Origin of the sequence: Sphingobacterium sp. 1.A.5 (assembly GCF_002734235.1) — a bacterium.
GTDB classification, from domain to species: domain Bacteria; phylum Bacteroidota; class Bacteroidia; order Sphingobacteriales; family Sphingobacteriaceae; genus Sphingobacterium; species Sphingobacterium daejeonense.
Window position 1 is genome coordinate 100,253 of sequence record NZ_PEBA01000002.1, and the last position, 20,261, is coordinate 120,513.

15 protein-coding genes are annotated in these 20,261 nt (G+C 37.9%); 14 read left to right on the top strand and 1 reads right to left on the bottom strand.

The genetic code is table 11. The annotated features are described in order from the left end of the window. Positions 1–2 precede the first annotated feature (2 nt). The 13 genes from CRT24_RS02195 (at position 3) to CRT24_RS02255 (ending at position 16,054) form a co-directional block, all read left to right on the top strand. Entirely contained in the window at positions 3–467 is a 465-nt protein-coding gene (locus CRT24_RS02195) for a nuclear transport factor 2 family protein (RefSeq protein WP_099369627.1), read from the top strand. Position 468: 1 nt separating this feature from the next. Further along, the gene (locus CRT24_RS02200; protein WP_099369628.1) at positions 469–1,191 is read left to right on the top strand and encodes a carboxymuconolactone decarboxylase family protein; all 723 of its coding nucleotides are present in this window, start codon (positions 469–471) and stop codon (positions 1,189–1,191) included. 11 nt (positions 1,192–1,202) lie between these two features. Next, positions 1,203–2,273 (top strand): alpha/beta hydrolase, encoded by a 1,071-nt coding sequence (locus CRT24_RS02205; protein WP_099369629.1) that lies wholly within the window; start codon positions 1,203–1,205, stop codon positions 2,271–2,273. Then, positions 2,273–2,785 (top strand): cupin domain-containing protein, encoded by a 513-nt coding sequence (locus CRT24_RS02210; protein WP_099369630.1) that lies wholly within the window; start codon positions 2,273–2,275, stop codon positions 2,783–2,785. The genes CRT24_RS02205 and CRT24_RS02210 overlap by 1 nt, the downstream gene beginning before the upstream one ends. Before the next feature lie 112 nt (positions 2,786–2,897). Continuing rightward, the gene (locus CRT24_RS02215; protein WP_099369631.1) at positions 2,898–3,188 is read left to right on the top strand and encodes a GNAT family N-acetyltransferase; all 291 of its coding nucleotides are present in this window, start codon (positions 2,898–2,900) and stop codon (positions 3,186–3,188) included. 12 nt (positions 3,189–3,200) lie between these two features. Then, positions 3,201–3,752: a GNAT family N-acetyltransferase gene (locus tag CRT24_RS02220; RefSeq protein ID WP_099369632.1), complete on the top strand. Its 552-nt coding sequence runs from the start codon at positions 3,201–3,203 to the stop codon at positions 3,750–3,752. 285 nt (positions 3,753–4,037) lie between these two features. Continuing rightward, positions 4,038–5,297 (top strand): family 16 glycosylhydrolase, encoded by a 1,260-nt coding sequence (locus CRT24_RS02225; RefSeq protein WP_099369633.1) that lies wholly within the window; start codon positions 4,038–4,040, stop codon positions 5,295–5,297. Between the two features lie 114 nt (positions 5,298–5,411). Beyond that, a complete protein-coding gene (locus CRT24_RS02230; RefSeq protein ID WP_144034483.1) occupies positions 5,412–6,275 on the top strand; it encodes a hypothetical protein in 864 nt (287 codons plus the stop codon). 95 nt (positions 6,276–6,370) lie between these two features. Continuing rightward, on the top strand, positions 6,371–9,280 hold the full coding sequence (locus CRT24_RS02235) for a triple tyrosine motif-containing protein (protein ID WP_099369635.1): 2,910 nt from the start codon (positions 6,371–6,373) through the stop codon (positions 9,278–9,280). Positions 9,281–9,564: 284 nt separating this feature from the next. Next, a complete protein-coding gene (locus tag CRT24_RS02240) occupies positions 9,565–12,684 on the top strand; it encodes a TonB-dependent receptor (protein ID WP_099369689.1) in 3,120 nt (1,039 codons plus the stop codon). A 12-nt stretch (positions 12,685–12,696) separates the two neighbouring features. Then, entirely contained in the window at positions 12,697–14,217 is a 1,521-nt protein-coding gene (locus CRT24_RS02245; protein WP_099369636.1) for a RagB/SusD family nutrient uptake outer membrane protein, read from the top strand. Between the two features lie 11 nt (positions 14,218–14,228). After that, positions 14,229–15,155: a hypothetical protein gene (locus CRT24_RS02250; protein ID WP_099369637.1), complete on the top strand. Its 927-nt coding sequence runs from the start codon at positions 14,229–14,231 to the stop codon at positions 15,153–15,155. Between the two features lie 35 nt (positions 15,156–15,190). Continuing rightward, complete coding sequence (locus CRT24_RS02255) at positions 15,191–16,054, top strand: glycoside hydrolase family 16 protein (protein WP_257213940.1); 864 nt, start codon at positions 15,191–15,193, stop codon at positions 16,052–16,054. An 81-nt stretch (positions 16,055–16,135) separates the two neighbouring features. Here CRT24_RS02255 and CRT24_RS02260 read toward each other — a convergent pair whose 3' ends face one another. Further along, positions 16,136–16,669, bottom strand: coding sequence for a YcxB family protein (locus CRT24_RS02260; protein ID WP_144034484.1), 534 nt, complete (start codon positions 16,667–16,669; stop codon positions 16,136–16,138). 377 nt (positions 16,670–17,046) lie between these two features. Between CRT24_RS02260 and CRT24_RS02265 the strand changes: the two genes are divergently transcribed. After that, entirely contained in the window at positions 17,047–20,214 is a 3,168-nt protein-coding gene (locus tag CRT24_RS02265; RefSeq protein WP_099369640.1) for a TonB-dependent receptor, read from the top strand. Positions 20,215–20,261 lie beyond the last annotated feature (47 nt).

Consider the following 20,261-nt stretch of genomic DNA (forward strand, 5'->3'; position numbering starts at 1 on the left):
TTATGAAAAAAATTATTATTACAATTCTTTGTGTGGTTTTAGGTTCGACCATCACCTTAGCACAGGAATCAACAGATCTTAATACGATAGAAAAACTTTCGAAAGATAAATGGCAATGGATGGCGGAAAAAAATGTGGAAGAGCTTGACAAGTTATTTGATGAGAAGTCTATGTTCGTTCATATGGGTGGATCTTGGGGTAAACAACAAGAATTAGATGTTATTAAAACAGGCAATATTTGGTATAAAAAAGCTGAGGTTTATTCAGTAACAGTAAATTTCATAGGCAACACAGCCATTCTCCTAAATGATATCGATTTAGAAGCTGTAGTTGGAGGTAATACTGTTGTCAATCCTTTTATGGTGACGGAAGTTTATGTCAAAGAAAATGGAGTCTGGAGGATGGGTTCATTGACTTTCTCCAGATTGATGAGACCATTGAAAATGAAAAGTGAGGGGGTTAACTAATATGTTGAATAATATAAAAACGGCATTGACTGTCTTTTTTCTTGTTCTTACTACAACAATCCAAGCACAATCTATTGTTGAAAAAAATTTGGATAAGAAGCAACGTTCAATTATAAGCATTGCGGCATTAACGGGAAAGGGAGATTTGGAAAATTTACAAACTTACCTTAATGCAGGGTTGGATTCAGGGTTGACTATCAATCAAATCAAAGAAGTATTGATGCATGTGTATGCATATGCTGGATTTCCACGCAGCTTGCGTGGATTGCAGACCTTTATGCTTGTTGTAGAAGATCGAAAGATAAAAGGGATTAAAGATGTTTTAGGAGGAGAAGCTTCACCTATCCATGATGAAAGAAGTAAATATGAAAGGGGCAAAGCTATTTTGGAAGAATTGAGTGGAGTGGCAGAGACAGGTCCGAAAACTGGATATGCTGCTTTTTCTCCAACCATTGAAATTTTTCTAAAGGAACATTTATTTGCTGATCTATTTGAAAGGGATGTCCTTTCTTATCAAGAAAGGGAGCTTGTTACCATATCCGTATTGAGTGGAATATCTGGCGTTGAACCGATGCTGCGGTCACATCTGAATTTGTGTTTAAATGTTGGTCTAAGCTCAAACCAATTACAAGAATATGTAACAGTGATAAAAGAAACTGTTGGAACTACAGAAGCTAATGACGCACAACAAGTGCTGGATGAAGTTTTAACCAGTAGAAAATAAAATCGTAGAATATGAGAAAATTAACTTCACTATTTGCAATGTCTATGTTGGTGAATGCTACCGAGATAACTCAAGCACAATCATTGCAGAAAGCCTATGAGTCAAATCCATACACGCTAGTTTATGAAGGTGCTTTAACTGAAAATGTAAAAGGTAAAGTAAATATTCATCCGGTAAAATATAAGTTGAATGGGATTGAAATTGTAGCGAATGTTTATACACCTGCAAATTATGATCCTTCGAAGGAGTATCCAGCCATTACCGTTGCTCATCCTAATGGAGGAATCAAAGAACAGACATCGGGTCTTTATGCTCAACGTTTGGCTGAAGCAGGCTATATTACCATTGCTGCTGATGCAGCCTATCAAGGGGGGAGTGGAGGTCAACCACGTCATACCGACAAGCCTCAATTCCGCACAGAAGACATCCGTGGAATGGCAGATTTTATTCTTCAATATCCCGGTGTTGATTCAAACCGTTTAGGGGCATTAGGGATTTGCGGAGGTGGTGGTTATACATTAAACGCTGTCAAATCAGATAAGCGCTTTAAAGCCGTTGCGACATTAAGCATGTTCAATACAGGTGAAGTTAGACGTAATGGTTTTCTAAATTCAGATAAAAATACCATCCAAGATCGGTTAAGGAAAGCTTCGCAGGCACGTGCTCAGGAAGCTTTAAGGGGTGAGATTATCTATGCTGGTGTAGCAAGTGTTACAGATGAGGATATAGCTAAAGTACCTACAAAATTCTATCGGCAAGGATTTGAATATTATTATCGATCACACGCACATCCCAACTCCACATTTTTATATACCATGAGCAGTTTGATGGATTTAATGGCATGGGATGTAAATAATGAAATAGAATTGGTTGATCAGCCACTGTTAATGATTGCAGGAAGTGAAGCCCAAACAAAATACATGACCGATGAAACATTTTCGAAAATCATCAATGCAAAAGAAAAAGAGCTTTTTGTAATAAATGGAGCTACCCATATAGAAACGTATTGGAAGCCGGAGTATGTTTTACAAGCAGTAAATAAGTTGAATAATTTCTATAAGGAAAACTTAGATAAAAGATAATGAATAATTTAAAAAAGATAATTACCAGTGGATCATTTGTAGCTTTAACAATTGTAAATGTCTCATGTAATCCTTCCTCATCTAATTCAAATAATATTCAAGATGGGAGTACATCAGCTATTGAGAATATTTTAGTTTTTGAAAGAGGTGAAGAGGTAAATAGCCCTAATTTCACAGGAGGTAAGGTTTGGTTAAATAATTTGGTAGATGCTGATAGTATAAATCAGAATGCTGTTGGAAGCGTAACATTTGAGGCTGGTGCGAGAACCAAATGGCATTCTCATCCAGCTGGACAAATTATCCTTGCTATTGATGGTGAGGGCTATTATCAAGAAGACGGAAAAGAGAAAATTGTAGTAAAAAAGGGGGAGGTAATGAAGTGTCCTAAAGATGTTCCGCATTGGCATGGAGTAAGTGCTCAGAGTCATTTTGTACAGGTAGCAATAACTGGGCGTGAAAACGGTGAGACGCTTTGGTTAAAAGAGGTGACAGATGAAGACTACAATAAGTAATTCATTTCTAAAATAGTTATACCCCTGCAGTAATTCATACCTAAATGACTCTATAATTCGATTTTATTAAATTGATTTTCCGTAACTTTCATTAAGATCATATTTTTATACTATGGATATCATCAATAATGAGGACAACCTGCAATTTGAGTTTCACCAGGATGGTGAAATTGCTAGGTTAGAGTATCGTTTTTATAAAAAAGATATTGCCATGATGCATACGGTCGTGCCAGAAAGTATGCAGGGGCAGGGGGTTGCTTCAGCTTTAGCTGAAGAGGCATTTGCCTTCGCAAAAGCCAAGAATAAGAGAGTAATGGTTTACTGTCCTTTTGTAGCCAAATATGTTAAAAAACATCCTGAACTCAGCGATCAAATCGATCGTGATTACCATCCTAATTTATAGCCCTAAAGATTTATGTCTTCCTTTTCCCCAAAATCACTTGTATTAAAGAACGGTAAGCATGTTTTGATCCGAGAAGCCCAAGTTTTGGATGCTGAAAAATTATTGAAATGTATCAAGACTTATATTCCCCAAAGTGAATACGTCCCCAAATTGGAAGAAGAGATCAAAGTTACCATTGAACAGGAGCAGGATTGGATTCAATCTTTTTTGGATAGCCCTAATTCTATCTTATTATTGGCAGAATACGAGGGAGAGGTTATTGGTAATATTGACCTAACCGGAAGCAGACGGAAAATAATGGAACATACCGCAGTTATCGGGATGGGGATGATTTTGGAATGGAGAAATTCTGGTCTTGGATCATCGTTATTAGCCGCTGTTATAGAATGGGCAAGGAAAAATCCGATACTCGAACTCCTTTGGTTACAAGTCTATACCGATAATCAATTGGGACTTGCTCTTTATGAAAAAATGGGCTTTATGGACAATGGGACCATTAAAAACTTTTTTAAGAAAGAAGGTCAATATTCTCATGTTAAAACGATGTCATTGAGCTTGAAGTAATAAAATTTTTACAATTATCAATTAGTTAAAAATCAGGTTGTTATCATGGTGCTGTAGTGTATTTGTGGTGGCAAATTTAGATTTTTATTCCCTTCGAATAAGATTCTGTAGTGACTAAGTAGGGCTTAGAATTTCCTTTAGCTTGAAAGTTTTATTGGAACTTTAATATCGGTTTTCCTGTCTGGAAATTAATATCCTTTTGAAGGAATTAAATGTTTGGATTTGGGAATTCTCAATAACCTATGTTAAAGAAAAACACAATTAAACTATAAACCAAATTTTATTATGAGAATCTTTCAAATTAAATGGGCGAAGAGCATCCCTTGGGCTATGTCCCTATTGGCCATGCTCGGTACTGTTTCTTGTAAAAAAGAGACAACAATTGCTGAGAACCAAATCGAGGAATGGAAAACTGCTGCTAGAGCTGTTACTTACAACTTGGTTTGGTCAGATGAGTTCAATTATTCAGGTCTTCCTAACAGTCAAAAATGGAGTCATGAAATCTGGGATCCTGGGCGTGTCAATAATGAGAAGCAAGCCTATACGAACCGTCTTGAAAACACACGTGTAGAGAACGGGCACCTTGTTATCGAGGCCAGGAGGGATTGGCACAATGGCCATGAGTACACATCTGGTAGATTAAACTCCAAAGTGGGATGGACCTACGGAAGGATGGAGGCAAGAGTGAAAGTCCCTGCGGGATGGGGAACATGGCCAGCATTCTGGCTTTATCCAAATGATGAAACGAAATATGGTTGGAACAATACCACCAATTATTGGTGGCCCAATTGTGGTGAAATTGATATTTTGGAACACGTTGGCAAGGATCAAAACCAAGTTCATGGATCGGTACACAGTAGGGATTATTACTTTAGAATTGGGAATCAGCGGACTGGTAAAACTTATGTAGGAGATGCGACAACAGCCTATCATGTCTATGCGGTTGAATGGTCACCTGACCGCATTGATTTCTTTGTGGACAACAATAAATATTATACTGTTTATAATGATTATTCTGGATGGGGATCTTGGCCATTTAACCATGATTTTCATATTATTCTAAATCTAGCAGTAGGAGGAGACTGGGGAGGAGATCCTGATCCAAATATTTGGCCACGTAGAATGGAAGTGGATTATGTGCGTGTTTATAAAATGGAGAATAACCAATCCATTATCGGTCGTACCATTACATTGAAAGGAAATAACAATCAATTTGTAAGTGGCCAAAACGGTGAGAATCCTGTGATTTGTAACCGTCCGAATGCTCAAGCATGGGAACGATTTACGGTAGTTGATGCTGGCAATGGGAAGGTAGCTTTGCGCAGTATGAACAAGTATTTGTCTTCTGAAAACGGAAATGGTCCAATGACCTGTAATCGTCCAAGTATCGGTGATTGGGAAAAATTCACTTGGGAAGTTATGCCGGATGGTAAAGTCGCATTAAGAGGTAATAATGGAAAATATGTTTCCTCAGAAAATGGGGTCAATCCTATGACTTGCCAACGGGATAATCCACAAGCCTGGGAAACTTTTACATTTAATTAGTATTAATAAATTCCCAAAGTTAACCAGTGATCCATCGGGTCACTGGTGTTTTTGTTATTATGTTTTATGCTTTATAGAATATTATCTTTTGTTTTTTGTTTGTTGGAAATTTTCATGCTATCCATGATCCATGGTCAGACTGACGATAAACTTTTTGTAAAAGGGACTGCCGGGTTTAGGTTTGAAAACATGAATTGGTCCATAGCCGGAAATTTACAAGGATCGAACCCCAATATCAAATCAGAGTTAAAATGGACAGATTTGGTGATTGCCGATTTTTCAGTCTCTGGCCATTATCAATTTGGGAATCGTTTTTCTGTTGAGGCTGGGGGAAGTTTTGGGAAAACGATCAGTGGAAATGTCTCGGACATAGATTATCTGGAAGATAATAGAACGAACCCTTCTTACCAGTTACATATCAAAAATAAAAAAGGTTCAGACTACTCGGTCTTTACTCATGCAGGATACCATTTTTATCCAAGCGAATCTTTAGAGCTTGTTCCTAATTTGGGTTATAAGTTTTCATCTCATACTTATTGGTTGTCTGATGACAGAATAGAACAAGGTGGAATCACTTTGAATAGTTCTTATAAATCTAACTGGAAAGGTCCTTATGCTGGATTTAATTTATTTTATAAACCCAATGAGAAATTTACTGTACAGACCAATTTACAATATCATCAGATCAATTATTCTGCAGATGCGAACTGGAATTTAATGACTCAATTTGCACATCCAAAAAGTTTTGAGCATTCTGCCAAGGGGTTTCAGATCCTAGGTTCATTAACGCCGATGTTGAGAATCAATCACAAAATAAAGCTGCTCTTGGATTTAGGTTATCTTTATGCCAATACTGGAGACGGAAATGATCTATCTTTTATGGCTGATGGATCTCAAGGATATACTAGACTCAACGAAGTGTCAAGAAGTTATTGGCAAGCCCGTTTAGGCATTGTATTTAGACTGTTGAGCGATTGACATCTCTAAAGAAAGCTAATTCAATATTTTAAAGATTTATTTTGTAATATTACACATCGAATATTAACCTATAGGTTATCTCCAATTATATTTTTATGAACTATTGCTTTAGATTTTTGTTTCTGATTTTATCGATTATTTCAGTAGATAGTTTTGCTCAGGGCACAATTTCTAAACCACAGATCTTTAATTATTCAAGTAGCATATATAAGGGTGGCTTGCAGAATTGGGGAGTTGCGCAGGATTCCAAGGGAGTGATGTATTTTGGCAATAACGAGGGTTTACTTTCCTTTGACGGCAGGAATTGGCGAATTTATCCGCTTCCGAATGCCACGGTTGTCCGTTCTGTTGCTATTGATAAGAATGATAGGATTTATGTTGGAGGACAAGATGAGCTCGGATATTTTGAAGGGGATGAAAAGGGGATGCTTATTTTCCATTCCTTAAAAGATAAAATTCAAGAAGGAGAACGTTTTTTTTCTGATGTGTGGCATACCGAGATTTTGGGAGATGATATTTTCTTCCACACATCCCTCTACATCTTTAGGCTAAGTCATAATAAAATAATTGTCGACCGGGCAAAGAGCAGCTGGCAGTTTTTGGGTCAGGTGAACGGAAAGATGTTCGCTCATGAAGCAGAAATGGGTTTGATGCAATATGAAAATGGTATTTGGAAATCTATTCTTCAGTCTTCAGAAATCTCTTATGACGTCATCACTGATATAGCTAATTTCAATACGGATACTTTATTAATCTCAACACTTAGGAATGGTCTTTTTATCTATGCCCAAGGAACTGTTGTTCCCAAAGCGGTGAAGGGATACCCTAATTTAAATTCCCTTCGAATTTCTGGCCTTCAGGATTTGTCCAACAATCGATATGCTATTGGCACTAATTCAGGTGGCTTGTTTATTATCAATGGTGCAGGAGATGTTATGCAGCACTATGTCTATAAAGGCGGATTACAAACGAACCATATCCGATCAATATTCACCGACAAAAATTCCAACTTATGGTTGGCAACAGATGACGGAATTGATTACATCACTATTAACAGCAGTATAGGATATATTCAACCGGATAAAAATACTACCGTCAGCGCATATTCGCATCTTATATTTGGCAACAGTCTATATATCGGTACCTCAAGCGGTCTTTATGCTACTGTTTTGCCCAATGGGTCACTGGGACAAGATATTGGGATGGCGCGGGCGGATTTTAAGAAGATTGCGCATAGTGATGGTCAAGTTTGGTCGCTCAATGAATTTAATGGCAGGCTATTAATGGCGCATGAGGACGGTAGCTTTGAGATTAAGGATGGAAATGCAAATGCCATTTACAGATCCATTGGAACATGGATGCATAAAGCTACAACCCGAGTATTGCCCTTTGAGAGATTGATATCAGGAACCTATGGTGGACTTTGGTTAATGGAGTTTGATGGGACAGATTTTAAGGATTTAGGTCATATTAACAAGTCGAATGAATCGTTGCGATTTATTCATTATGATGATAATGCAAATGCTGTATGGGTTTCACATCCTTATAGGGGAGTATCCAAGTTGTGGTTATCAAAAGATTTTAAGAATGTAATCAAAGAAAAGAGGTATACATTTCCGGAAGCAGAGTCGTCTATTCTACATAATTATTTGTTTTTTATAAAGAATAAGGTTGTTGTCTGCAATCCCAATTTTATTTATGAGTATGATGATAGCAGCGATCAATTTGTAAAATCTGCAAGTTTGTCTGTCCTCCATGGATTGCCAATTCAATATATGAAAGAAGATAAATATGGTAATATATGGTTTGTAAGCAATAAACGTTTGAGTGTATTGGATTACTCAAATTCGAGTAAAGACAGACAGTTTTTTATGAATCATTTCCCTATGCTCAATGGGAAGATTTTGGGTGGTTTTGAATCTGTTTATGTTCATGACCTAGAGAACGTGTTTATCAATGGGCAAAAAGGTGGTATTTTACTTAATTATAAAGACTATCTCGAGAAAGCTGTAAAGCCGAATGTATTACTAAGATTAATTAAAACTTCCAATCGCGCCAAAGAAGAACAGGTTATTTTTGGTGGAAATGGTCATAAGGAGTCTAAAGAACGAAAAATACCTTATGCCTTCAATACCATACATTTTGAATTCAGTTCCACAAATTATGAACAGCAGGAGCAAGTGGAATATAGTTATTTGCTTGAGGGCTTAGAGACTCAATGGTCTTCTTGGAGCAACAAAGGCGAAAAAGAATATACGAATTTGAGGCCTGGGGATTATGTCTTCAAGATTAAATCTCGGAATGGGGTAGGGAACGAGTCTATTGAAGAGTTTATTTCTTTTACTATCTCTCCGCCATGGTATTTGCATCCCTTGATGTTTGTGTTATATGCTATTTTCTTTATATCCTTTCCATTTTGGATATTAGCGATGCAGCGAAAAAAACTGAGGAGGTTGCATCAACAGGAGTTACAAGTTCGGCAGCTAGAGATTGAGAAGAAGGAGAAAGAAGTCATCAAGTTACGCAACCAGAACCTGGAGGCAGAAATAGGGTATATGGATAAGGAACTTGCTAATTTGACGATGAATATTATTCAACGTGGCGAGGCACTTGGTAAGATCAAGGATGGCATCAATAAATCTATTGAGGGGTTAAAAGATCATGAGCTCAAAACTAATTTCAAGCAATTGACAAGGATCATACGTTCTGCAGAACAGGCGAATGAGGATTGGGAGAAATTTAATATCCATTTTAATCATGCCAATGAAAATTTCTTCCTTCGCCTGAAAAAAGAACATCCTGAATTGACTCAAAAGGAATTGCAGTTATGTGCTTTTATTAGGATGAATCTATCCTCCAAAGAAATCGCCCAACTGATGCATGTCACAGCAAAAGCCGTTGAAGTAAGTCGATACAGGCTTCGGAAAAAACTAAAGATTGATCCAGAAATTAATCTTTACGATTATCTTTTGGAGTTTGCTAAACCAGAAAAGTCCAATTTATAAACCGATTATATTGTAATAATCCTTAAAAATGCGCTAAAACTTAAAATCCAGAATGAGTGGTTTTATTGCGTTGATAATCAGTGTTTAAACATCTTGATGTAGTGTATTTGTAGGATGGTAAAATATTCGAATGAGTCAATTTTTTCTCTTCTGTAGTGGTGATTGTTTGGGCTAAAAAGTACATCATGTTTTTCTCTCAGATAACTTTGAAATATCATCTCAGGTCATAACCAAGCCTTTGATGTTTTTTCAAATTTATAACCATGTTTAATTATTTTCCATTTATGAGATTTAAAATTTTGCATGCATTTCTATTGATTTGTATGTGTATTTCTGCGACGGATTTGATGGCTCAGACTTTATCAATCCGCGGGCAGGTTACGTCTTCAACCACTGGGGAGACCATCTCTGGGGTAACTGTAACCGTTGAAGGAAAGAGGCAGGCAACGAGTACCAATGCAACCGGCCAATATGCCCTTGAATTTCCTGGTGAAAGTGCAGTAGTGAGATTTTCACAGATAGGCAAGATCTCCCAACAAATCGAGGTTACTCAATCTGGTGTGTACAATATTCAATTGCAAGACGGTTGGGATGAGCTGGAAGAAATTGTAGTCGTAGGTTATGGTACTCAGAAAAAGAGTGTGGTAACTGGGGCTATAAGTAGTGTTAAGGGCAGCGATCTTGAAACTATGCCGGTAACTCGTTTGGAGCAATCACTTCAAGGTCGAGCTTCAGGATTGACCATTGCATCTAATTCAGGTGAACCTGGAGCATCATCAACCATTCGGATTCGTGGATTTACAACCTTTGGAAATAATAATCCTTTGTGGGTCGTAGATGGCGTTGTCGTTGATGCTGGTGGTATAGGTTACTTAAACCAATCAGATATCGAGTCTATTGAGGTTTTAAAGGATGCATCCTCACAAGCAATTTATGGAGCTAGAGCTGCTGCGGGAGTTATCTTAGTAACAACAAAGAAAGGTGCTCAAGGCGCTATCCGCATTAATTATAATACATTTTTGGGAAGTTCGGCACCGGCAAGAAAACTAAGTTTGTTGAATGCTACGGAATATGCTACACTTAGAAATGAAGCTGCCCTTGCTGCAGGAAATGCATTACCTTTTAGCGATCCTGCGTCATTAGGAGAAGGTACTGATTGGCAGGAGCATATATTCAACAGAAATGCATTCCGCCAAAACCATGAATTAAGTATCAGTGGTGGTAACGAGGTTTCTACTTTCTATACATCATTTGGTTTGTTGACACAGGAAGGAATTGTTGCTTCAGAAATATCCAATTATAAAAGAAATAATATCCGTTTGAATTCGGAGCATAAGGTTGCAAAATGGCTAAAATTTGGTCAGAACCTAGGTTATTCGCATGAAAGGGGACAAGGTGTGGGAAATACAAACAGTGAGTTTGGAGGACCATTATCTTCAGCAATCAACCTCGATCCTACAACTCCATTAATTATTACAGATCCTACGATTATCAACAATCCTAGTCTACCATATTCAACTCAAGCTGTACCACGTGATCCAAACGGCAATCCATATGGTATTTCTCAATATGTTGCTCAAGAAATGTCAAATCCTCTTGCTTACATCCAAACAAGATTGGGCAATTATGGATGGTCTGATAATATTGTTGGTAATGTATATGGTGAAATTGAACCTATCAAAGGTTTGAAAATCCGTTCGACACTAGGTTCAAAATTATCATTTTGGGGGCATGAGAGTTTCACGCCGGTATATTACCTGAATGCTGTAATGCAAAGAGCTCAAAATGATTTTACACGTGGAACAAATAGAGGTTTTGATTGGAACTTGGAAAATACAATCTCTTATCAATATAGCTTGCAGGATCATAATTTCATGGCTTTAATTGGACAGGGTGCATATTATGACAATCGTGCCAGAGGAATAAATGTGACTTATTTTGATATTCCTGTTAATAATTTTGATGATGCATCATTGAACTATACTATTCCTGCAGATCAGAAGAATTCTTCAGGTTATGAGAATGTTGGTCATACTGTTTCTTCCCTTTTCGCCAGGTTGAATTATAACTATAAAGAAAAATACTTGGTTGAAGGATTGATCAGGAGAGATGGATCTTCACGTTTTGGTTCTAACAACAAATACGGGGTTTTTCCATCATTTTCATTGGGTTGGGTCGTTAGTAAGGAGGATTTCTTGATGGATAATCCCAATATCAGCATGTTAAAAATTCGTGGTGGTTATGGAGTTGTGGGTAATGATAATATCGGCGACTTTGCTTATTTATCAACCATTGGGGGTGGCCGTAATTATACGATTGGGTTAACAGACATTTATACGGTGGGCAATAGTCCCAATGCACCTTCCAATCCGGATTTGAGATGGGAGCAGACCAGCCAGGCCAATATTGGACTGGAGATGAGTTTTTTAACGAATTTCACGTTGACATTTGATTGGTTTAACAAAGTAACGACTGGCATCCTTCAGAATCCACGCATACCTGGTTATGTTGGAGCAATTGGAAACCCTGCGGCCAATGTTGCAGATATGAAGAATACAGGGGTTGAATTAGAACTTGGCTATAAAAACAGATTAGGTGCAGTTAATTTCTCGGTTAATGGTAATGCTTCGTATTTAAGGAATGAGGTTACAGACATTGGTGCTGGGGTTAGTTTCTTGAATGGAGCTGGATTTCAAGCTTCCACCTACAATATTACGCGTACAATGGTAGGGCAGCCTTTCAATTCTTTTTATGGATTTAGAACGATGGGAATATTTCAAAACCAAGCAGAAATTGAAGCGTATAAGAACTCGGAAGGAGGGTTGATTCAGCCGAATGCTCGCCCGGGTGATTTCAAGTGGGCAGATTTGGATGAAAATGGGGTCATTGATGCCAATGATAGAACATTCATTGGTGATCCAACTCCGAATTGGACCTTCGGATTTACCGTAAACTTGGAATGGAATAATTTTGATGCTTTGATTTTTGGGCAAGGAGTTGCTGGCAATAAGGTTTTTCAAGGTTTGCGCAGGTTAGATATCAATAATGCGAATTATTCGACTCGTGCATTAGGAAGATGGACAGGTGAAGGTAGTTCGAACGATTTTCCACGCTTAACAGATGCTGATGCGAACAATAATTTCACAAATCCTTCTGAATTCTACTTGGAGGATGGCAGCTATTTTCGATTGAAAACTGTTCAGATTGGTTATTCACTTCCAAGAAGCTTGTCAAATAGAATTGGCCTTCAAAAGATCAGGCTATATGCCATGGCTGAGAACCTAATGACGTTCACGAAATATACGGGATTTGATCCAGAGATTGGTGGTGGAATCATGAGTATAGACCGCGGTATCTATCCGCAAGCAAGGTCTTATATGTTCGGACTTAATGTTGCATTTTAATCTAGAATTGTAATGAAATTATATAATAAATTATTCTTAGTACTTATCGCATTTTCGACACTTGGTCAATCTTGTTCGGATAGCTTTTTAGAACTAAAACCTAGGGGTACTGATTTAGAAGAGAATTACTACCGGAATCGCCAGGAGGCATACAATGGTCTTGTTGCGGTGTACGATGTTGTGGGATTCCAGAGTTCAAGTTATGTTACTAAAATATTGGCTGCATCAGCGGCATCGGATGATCATTCAGCTGGTGGCGGTGGGTCATCAGACTTACCAAATATCCAAGCATGGTCCAACTATACGGTTAGTCCGGCAGTAGGTCCTCAGGAAGACCTTTGGCGAAGAGGGTATATGGGAATCATGAGAGCAAACGTATTACTTCAGAAGTTGCCAGATATTCCAATGGGAGATGATGAGAAGGCTAGATTTACTGCTGAAGCCAAGTTCTTGAGAGCCTATTTTTATTTTGACCTGATTCGTTATTTCCGGAATATTCCTTTGATTTTATCTCCTTTGGTTGGCGACGCTATTTATCAGACTACGCAAGCGGCACCACAAGAGGTTTATAACGCCATGGAAAAAGATTTGACGGAAGCGATTCCTGTTTTGCCTATCAATCTAAACTTAAGTACGGAAGCTGGTAGAGCGTCACAGGGTACTGCTAGAGCATTATTGGGCAAGGTTTATTTACAACAGGAAAAATTTGCGCAAGCGGCGGATCAGTTTAAGGAAGTTAATGGTGAGCCAGGGCAAACCAGCAAATATGGTTATAAGTTATTGTCAAATTATGCAGACCTGTTTAAGGTAAGCAATAAATTCAATTCGGAGTCTATCCTGGAAATTTCATTCACCAATACCTCTGTTGGGGATTGGGGTTGTATTGACTGTACAGAGGGTAACATCTTAAACATCATGATCGGGCCCCGTGGATATGCAGCAGGTGCGGGGGCACCCGATTATGTAGCAGGATGGGGATTTTTACCTTTGACGAATGGTCTTGTAGACTTGATCAAAGGAGATCCTAGATATCCATATACAGTGGCAGATATGCATCAATTGCAAGCAAATGGTTCGGCATCATATACACCAGGTTATATGGATACGGGTTATTTCCTAGAGAAATATGCTGGTCGAGAATCCAATCGATGGACTGGTGCAGGTTCTTTTGAGTTAAATTTCCCACAGAATATATATGATATACGTCTTGCAGATACTTATTTATTGGAAGCAGAGGCCTTGGTTCGTGGAAGTGGAAATACAGCTAGAGCTGCAGCTTTATTGAATGCTGTTCGTTCTCGAGTAGGTTTAGGCGCAGTAGCGGCAACCTTTGAAAATATAAAAAGGGAGCGTAGGCTAGAATTAGCTGGTGAAGGTCATCGTTGGTTTGACTTGGTCCGTTGGGGAGATGCAGCAGCAGCGTTATCTAGCAAAGGTTTTGTGGCAGGTAAGCACGAAGTATTGCCGATTCCATTGTTAGAGCTGGATAATACACAGTTGGAGCAGAATAAAGAGTATGGGGGTACTAAATAATTGACTGAATTATGAAAACGATATATAACAAAATATTAAATAAGAACCTATGGAAGGTTATGCTTTTTTCGTTGGTCATCATTGCCTGCCGACCTGAGGGTGATAACCTTACTTTGAGCGCATTGCCAAATCCAGAGTTTGAAGCAGTTGAAGTAGCGCCAGGACGTATACAACTGAAAAACATTACGAGTACCCCAACTATTCCTAGTTGGACGATCGTGTCCAGCGGCCAGAAGTTGACTGGAGATGTTGTAGAGGTTTCTTTGATTTTTGCTGGCAACTATGATGTGAAACTAGATGTTGTGGGTCAGGGTGGAATGGCAAGTGTGACGAAGGCGATCACCGTAAAACAAAGCGACCCGAATGCCTGTGATGATAAAACAGCACTTGGTTTTATTGCCAGTTGCACGCAAAAGAAATGGAAACTGAATCCGCAGGCAGGAGCATTTAAAGTTGGTCCTGGAGCTGATAATGGTGATTGGTGGAGTAGTGGTGAAGGCGAAGTAACAGGTAGAGCTTGCGAGTTCAATGATGAATTTACTTTTTCTTTTAACGCAGAGGGCACATTTGGATATGATAACAAAGGTGATTTCTTTGCGGACGGATATCTAGGAAACAAAACTACAGGATGCGAGCCTGCCTCCAACCTGACGGGTGATCAAGCTTTGTGGAATTCCGGGACTTTTAAGTTTTCAGTAACTGAAGGTGCTGGGGTCAAAAAATTGGGACAACTGAGATTAGTTGGAAAAGGAGCACATATCGGTGTGAAAAAAGCACATAATGGTGGCGAAACTGCCACTGGTCCTGCAAATGATTTTGTTCTATATGATATTTTAGAAATGACTAAGAATAAAGATGGTGCTGGTTATGATATTATGAAGATCGGAGTGAATATTGGTGGTGATGCTTGGTGGACAATAACGTTACGTTCATTTTAATTGGCTGTCAATTTTATTTTATAAATTAATAAAAAATGAGAAGAAATATGAGTTTTTGGATCTTACCTATACTTGTGCTATTGTCATGTTCAGATAAATCTAATGTGAACAATATTATTGTGCCGGAACCACCTACTGCTCCAAAGCCAAAGGAATATAAGTTTTCGGAAACTCCAGTTTGGTTTGATGAGTTTGATGTTGATGGGTTGCCAAATACGGAGAGATGGGGTTATGATGTTGGAATCGGAGACAGTGGTTGGGGGAACAATGAATTGCAATACTATACTGATGCACGACCTGAGAATGTCAATATCGCAGATGGGATTTTAAGTATTACTGCGCGGAAGGAAAAATATGAAGGTTCAGAATATACGTCTACGAGATTGATCAGTAAGGGGAAAGGAGATTTCCTGTATGGAAGATTTGTGGTTAGGGCAAAGGTTCCTCAAGGGAGGGGAACTTGGCCGGCAGCATGGATGTTGCCAACTGACTGGGCTTATGGCGGTTGGCCAGCTTCTGGGGAGATCGACATTTTAGAACATGTAGGTTATGAACCTGATGTCGTGCATATCACGATGCATACAAATGATTACAATCATATTAAGGGCACCCAAAAAGAAGCCATCAAGAAGATTCAAAATGCGACCACTGAATTTCACGAATATCGTGTTGACTGGACGCCAGAATACATTCGAGGTTTTGTTGATGGGGAGCAGATCCTACATTTTCCTAATGAAGGCAAGGGCAGTGGGGTATGGCCTTTTGACAAAAGGTTTCATTGGTTGCTGAACTTGGCTGTTGGTGGCAATTGGGGCGGTTTAAAAGGTATTGATGATACCGCCTTCCCAGCAGTTTATCAAGTGGATTTTGTAAGGGTTTATGAATTATTGAATCCATAAATTGGGTAAATAGATAAGTTTAGTTATTGGTGATGGGCCTTGCATCAAATCTTTGATGCAGGCCCTTTTTTATTCATGCTCTTACCATTTCCATCCCTTAAAATACTCAATTGGGATTCCGTGAGATAGAATTTCATCCCGAAATTCATCAATATTTTTTAAATCTCTTTTAGGGATTATTATTCCAATACCAGAAGTTTGGGTAATAAAAAAATGATTATCTGTTTCAGGAGCAGAAATTAATTGACTATAATAATATTTTCCTTCACCAGTGAAGTCACTTGTGTGTAATGCTTTTTCGGTAAATTCTACAATTGCGGGTTGATCGAACTTCTTTGAATAAACCTCTTGTCCATGTTTTTTATAATGTCTTTTATAAATCCAAAGCGCATATCGTTTGTAAAACACAATACAAGCTAAACTGAAGGCAATAAAATAGATCGTTAAGAATATATTTTCTCCGTCGAAGTAATAGAAAAGAGCAAACATTAAAAAGAATCCACTTATGAGCCATTTAGAATTTCTAATTCTTTTTTGTATCCTTTCTGACTGTGAAGCTGCAAATAATTGAAAGGCTAGATAATCTTCTTCAGTTGGTTTGATTTCGAATCTCATGGAATTTCTGATTTGAATCAAATATAATTTAATTGAAAAGAATTGGCAAACCAACAACTTATCTATTGATGGCAATTGGAACGGATTCTCAATCAAGTTACAATCAATTGTCGCTTTTTACAATTTTTTATGTTTAATCCTTGATTTTTTATTTCCTTAAATTAAGTATTTATTAACATTATAAATCCTTGTTTTTGAAATAGTTTTACACGTTTTTTCTTAAGAAAAGGTAATATTAAAAATGATAATTCAATAAAATTTAAACATTAATTAATGTCAAGGTAACGTTTTCAAAACATCTCAGCAATACTTTCGTGACCAAATTAAACGATACCAAAAATTACGTATCGCTAATCAACTAAACGAAAAACTACACTATGCTGAAAAATTTGAGTTTCCAGACTATTTTCTGTCTATTACTTCTATTTTGTTTACCAATTGCAGGTTTCTCTCAAAGTACTGAGGCTACCATTACGGGGAGAATCACTGATTCAGATGGAGCACTAAATGGGACAACAATTACAGTGCGAAATGAATCCACTGGTTTTAGTCAGAAAACCGTAACCAATCAAAATGGAATTTTTACCTTTCAACAACTGCCTCTTGGCGGTCCTTACACTGTTACTGCCAACCACCTAGGTTATCATGAACAGAAACAAACAGATTATAAATTAAATTATGGTGATGAGATCACCGTCAACTTGGAATTGACCAACGAATCAAACAACATTGACGAAGTAGTCATCCAAGGTCAAGGATTGCAGAATAAGATTAGGTCATTAGGGTCCTCAACGGCGATTACTGCCAATGAGCTGAAGAAAATGCCAGTTAATGGTCGGAATTTCTCCTCATTGATAGACCTGTCTCCAATTAGTACAGGGTCTAACTTAGCTGGTCAGCGAGCTTCATCTACAAACTTTACTGTTGATGGTATGAACTCCAGAAGTACTGTAGCTGGAGGAAACAGTGGTGGTGCGTATTCTATTTCTATGGAAGCTATTCGAGAATTTAAAGTTGTGACCAATGACTATGATGTTACTTATGGTCGCAGTGGTGGTGGAAGTGTTACAACCGTCACAAAATCTGGTACAAATACCTTAACAGGAAGTGCTTTCACATTCGGTAGGACGGACTGGTTATCTAGTCAGTATAATCTGAATGGTACTCCAAGGCAGCAAGAATTTTCTACCTACCAATATGGTTTCTCTCTTGGGGGGCCGATTATCAAAGATAAAGCACATTTCTTTGTTGCTTGGGATCATCAAACTGATACAAGGCCATTGTATATTGCGGATATTCAAAATGCTGAGGATATTGCCAGGTATAAGGTAACTCAAGAAACGTTGGACAAATTTTCTGCGATCGCTGAACAGAAGTATGGAACTGATCCTAGTCAATTATTTGGTGCATTCGATAAAAAGAAAATTACAGATGCCGCGTTTGCCCGGATAGACTGGCAATTGAACGATAAAAATCTATTAACCATAAGGAATAACTTTGTTTATGATAAGGATAATCAGCAAGAAGGTGACAATTCTAATATAAATGCCTACGAATCCCATATGAACAGGAAGTATATCAATAATAGTTTAATGGCATCCTTGAGAACATCGATCAGTCCAAGATTGACCAATGATTTTAAGGTTCAGCACTTTTATGAAAGCTCCGACGCTTTACATAATGTAAAAGGTATTGGGCAGGATCAAAGTATTCCAAGAGCTATTGTAGAAAAGGTAACTTCGACGGATGGCACGAACAATTATAGCAGAAGCATTCAAATTGGTGGTCAACGTTTTTCCCCTGAGTGGTTCCATGGAAATATGGTGCAGGCTGTGAACAACTTGTATTATAATACAGAAAAAATAAAATACATCTTCGGGGCAGATATCATGTACACAAACATGGATTTCCGTTATGGAAGCGAGATGAACGGTAGATTTTATTTCACCGGTATGGAAAACTTTGATAACCTGACGCCTTACCGTTATGCCAGAGATGTATATATTACAGATAAAGAAAATACACAAGTCAATAACCTTGCAGTAGGATTATATGGTCAGATGGAGGCTAAAATTACCAGAGGATTAGATGTGGTCGCTGGTCTTAGATTGGACAACACACAGTACCTAAAAAAGGCAAATTTTAATCAAACTGTCTATGATGAGTTAGGCCTTTCTACAGATAATGGAATCAATACATTCCAAATTCAACCAAGGATTCAGTTTACATGGGATGTGAACGAAGAAAGAAAAAATATCATCCGTTTTGGTGGAGGGATTTTTGGTTCCTCATTGAATCCTTATTCCATGTTGAACAACATGTTGTTTGATGGAACCCGTATTGCTGGAGTTGATATTATTGACCCTCGATTGATGCCTAAGCCAAATTTTGCTGGGTATAGACAAGATCCCAATACTGCGCCTGGGAAAGACTTGTTAAACCAACCTGGAGTGGAGAAATTGGTGACAATCAATATGAACAATAAAGATGTAAAGGTACCTACCGTATATAAAGCGAACCTTTCCCTAAATCACTTCTTTACACCATCGTTACGTGTTGGTATTACCGCATTTGGTACTTGGGCAAGAAATAATTATATGTACGTAGATCGTAACATGGTGGATGACCCATATTTCAGATTAAAGAATGAAGGAGATAGGGGTGTTTTTGTACCTGCAAACACTATTAATGAGAAAAATGGAGCTGCAAACTGGGTTAATGGAAGAAAAACAAAGGCTATTGGTCGAGTTTTGGAAATGAATTCAGAGGGTAAGAACAATACCTATACAGTCGTTATTGATGGTACTTACCGTTACTATAAAGACGGTCAGGTAACGATGTCATATACTTGGAACGATTCAAGGGACAATACTTCCTACAATGGGAATGTGGCTAACTCGGCAACCTTATCTTTAATGGTAAAGGATGACCCACGTAATTTGAGTACGATGACCTATTCTGATAATCAGTACCGTCATAAAGTTGTGTTTTATGGTACGATGCCATCAATTTGGGGTGTATCTATGGGATTACGATTTAGTGGAGTTGCTGGAACAAGGTATTCATTGGCTGTTGATGGCAACGTGAATGGGGATTTTGTAAATTCAAATGATTTGGCATTTATTTTCGATCCTAATAATCCATCTACGCCAGAAAATATTAGAAAAGGCATTACCGAAATTCTGGAAGATCCAGATGCTGAACAGAGTATTAAGGATTATATCAATAGCAATATTGGAAGAGTGGCGGAAAGAAATGGTGGTGTAAATGGGTTTTATGGAGTATTTGATTTACACTTGGCCAAAGAATTCAAATTCTATAAAACTCATGGTATTGAAGCTTCTATAGATATTTTCAATGTGGCAAACCTATTGAACAAAGAATGGGGTGTTGGGCATAATTTAGGTAAGCAGAATCTATATACAATCAACAGTTTTGATGCTGCTAAACAAGAGTATAATTATAAAATTACTTCAAAAACTGGAGTTTCGAATTTAAATGGAAATCCATTCCAGATTCAATTGGGACTTCGCTACGCGTTTTAATTAATTCACATAAATTGGAAAAGGAAAGGCAATTAAATTGTCTTTCC

Coding starts and splice junctions, on each gene's coding strand:
- CRT24_RS02205 (WP_099369629.1), top strand. CDS start 1,203: ATGAGAAAATTAACTTCACTATTTGCAATGTCTATGTTGGTGAATGCT.
- CRT24_RS02260 (WP_144034484.1), bottom strand. CDS start 16,669: ATGAGATTCGAAATCAAACCAACTGAAGAAGATTATCTAGCCTTTCAA.
- CRT24_RS02220 (WP_099369632.1), top strand. CDS start 3,201: ATGTCTTCCTTTTCCCCAAAATCACTTGTATTAAAGAACGGTAAGCAT.
- CRT24_RS02240 (WP_099369689.1), top strand. CDS start 9,565: ATGAGATTTAAAATTTTGCATGCATTTCTATTGATTTGTATGTGTATT.
- CRT24_RS02225 (WP_099369633.1), top strand. CDS start 4,038: ATGAGAATCTTTCAAATTAAATGGGCGAAGAGCATCCCTTGGGCTATG.
- CRT24_RS02210 (WP_099369630.1), top strand. CDS start 2,273: ATGAATAATTTAAAAAAGATAATTACCAGTGGATCATTTGTAGCTTTA.
- CRT24_RS02245 (WP_099369636.1), top strand. CDS start 12,697: ATGAAATTATATAATAAATTATTCTTAGTACTTATCGCATTTTCGACA.
- CRT24_RS02235 (WP_099369635.1), top strand. CDS start 6,371: ATGAACTATTGCTTTAGATTTTTGTTTCTGATTTTATCGATTATTTCA.
- CRT24_RS02200 (WP_099369628.1), top strand. CDS start 469: ATGTTGAATAATATAAAAACGGCATTGACTGTCTTTTTTCTTGTTCTT.
- CRT24_RS02255 (WP_257213940.1), top strand. CDS start 15,191: ATGAGAAGAAATATGAGTTTTTGGATCTTACCTATACTTGTGCTATTG.
- CRT24_RS02265 (WP_099369640.1), top strand. CDS start 17,047: ATGCTGAAAAATTTGAGTTTCCAGACTATTTTCTGTCTATTACTTCTA.
- CRT24_RS02215 (WP_099369631.1), top strand. CDS start 2,898: ATGGATATCATCAATAATGAGGACAACCTGCAATTTGAGTTTCACCAG.
- CRT24_RS02250 (WP_099369637.1), top strand. CDS start 14,229: ATGAAAACGATATATAACAAAATATTAAATAAGAACCTATGGAAGGTT.
- CRT24_RS02195 (WP_099369627.1), top strand. CDS start 3: ATGAAAAAAATTATTATTACAATTCTTTGTGTGGTTTTAGGTTCGACC.
- CRT24_RS02230 (WP_144034483.1), top strand. CDS start 5,412: ATGCTATCCATGATCCATGGTCAGACTGACGATAAACTTTTTGTAAAA.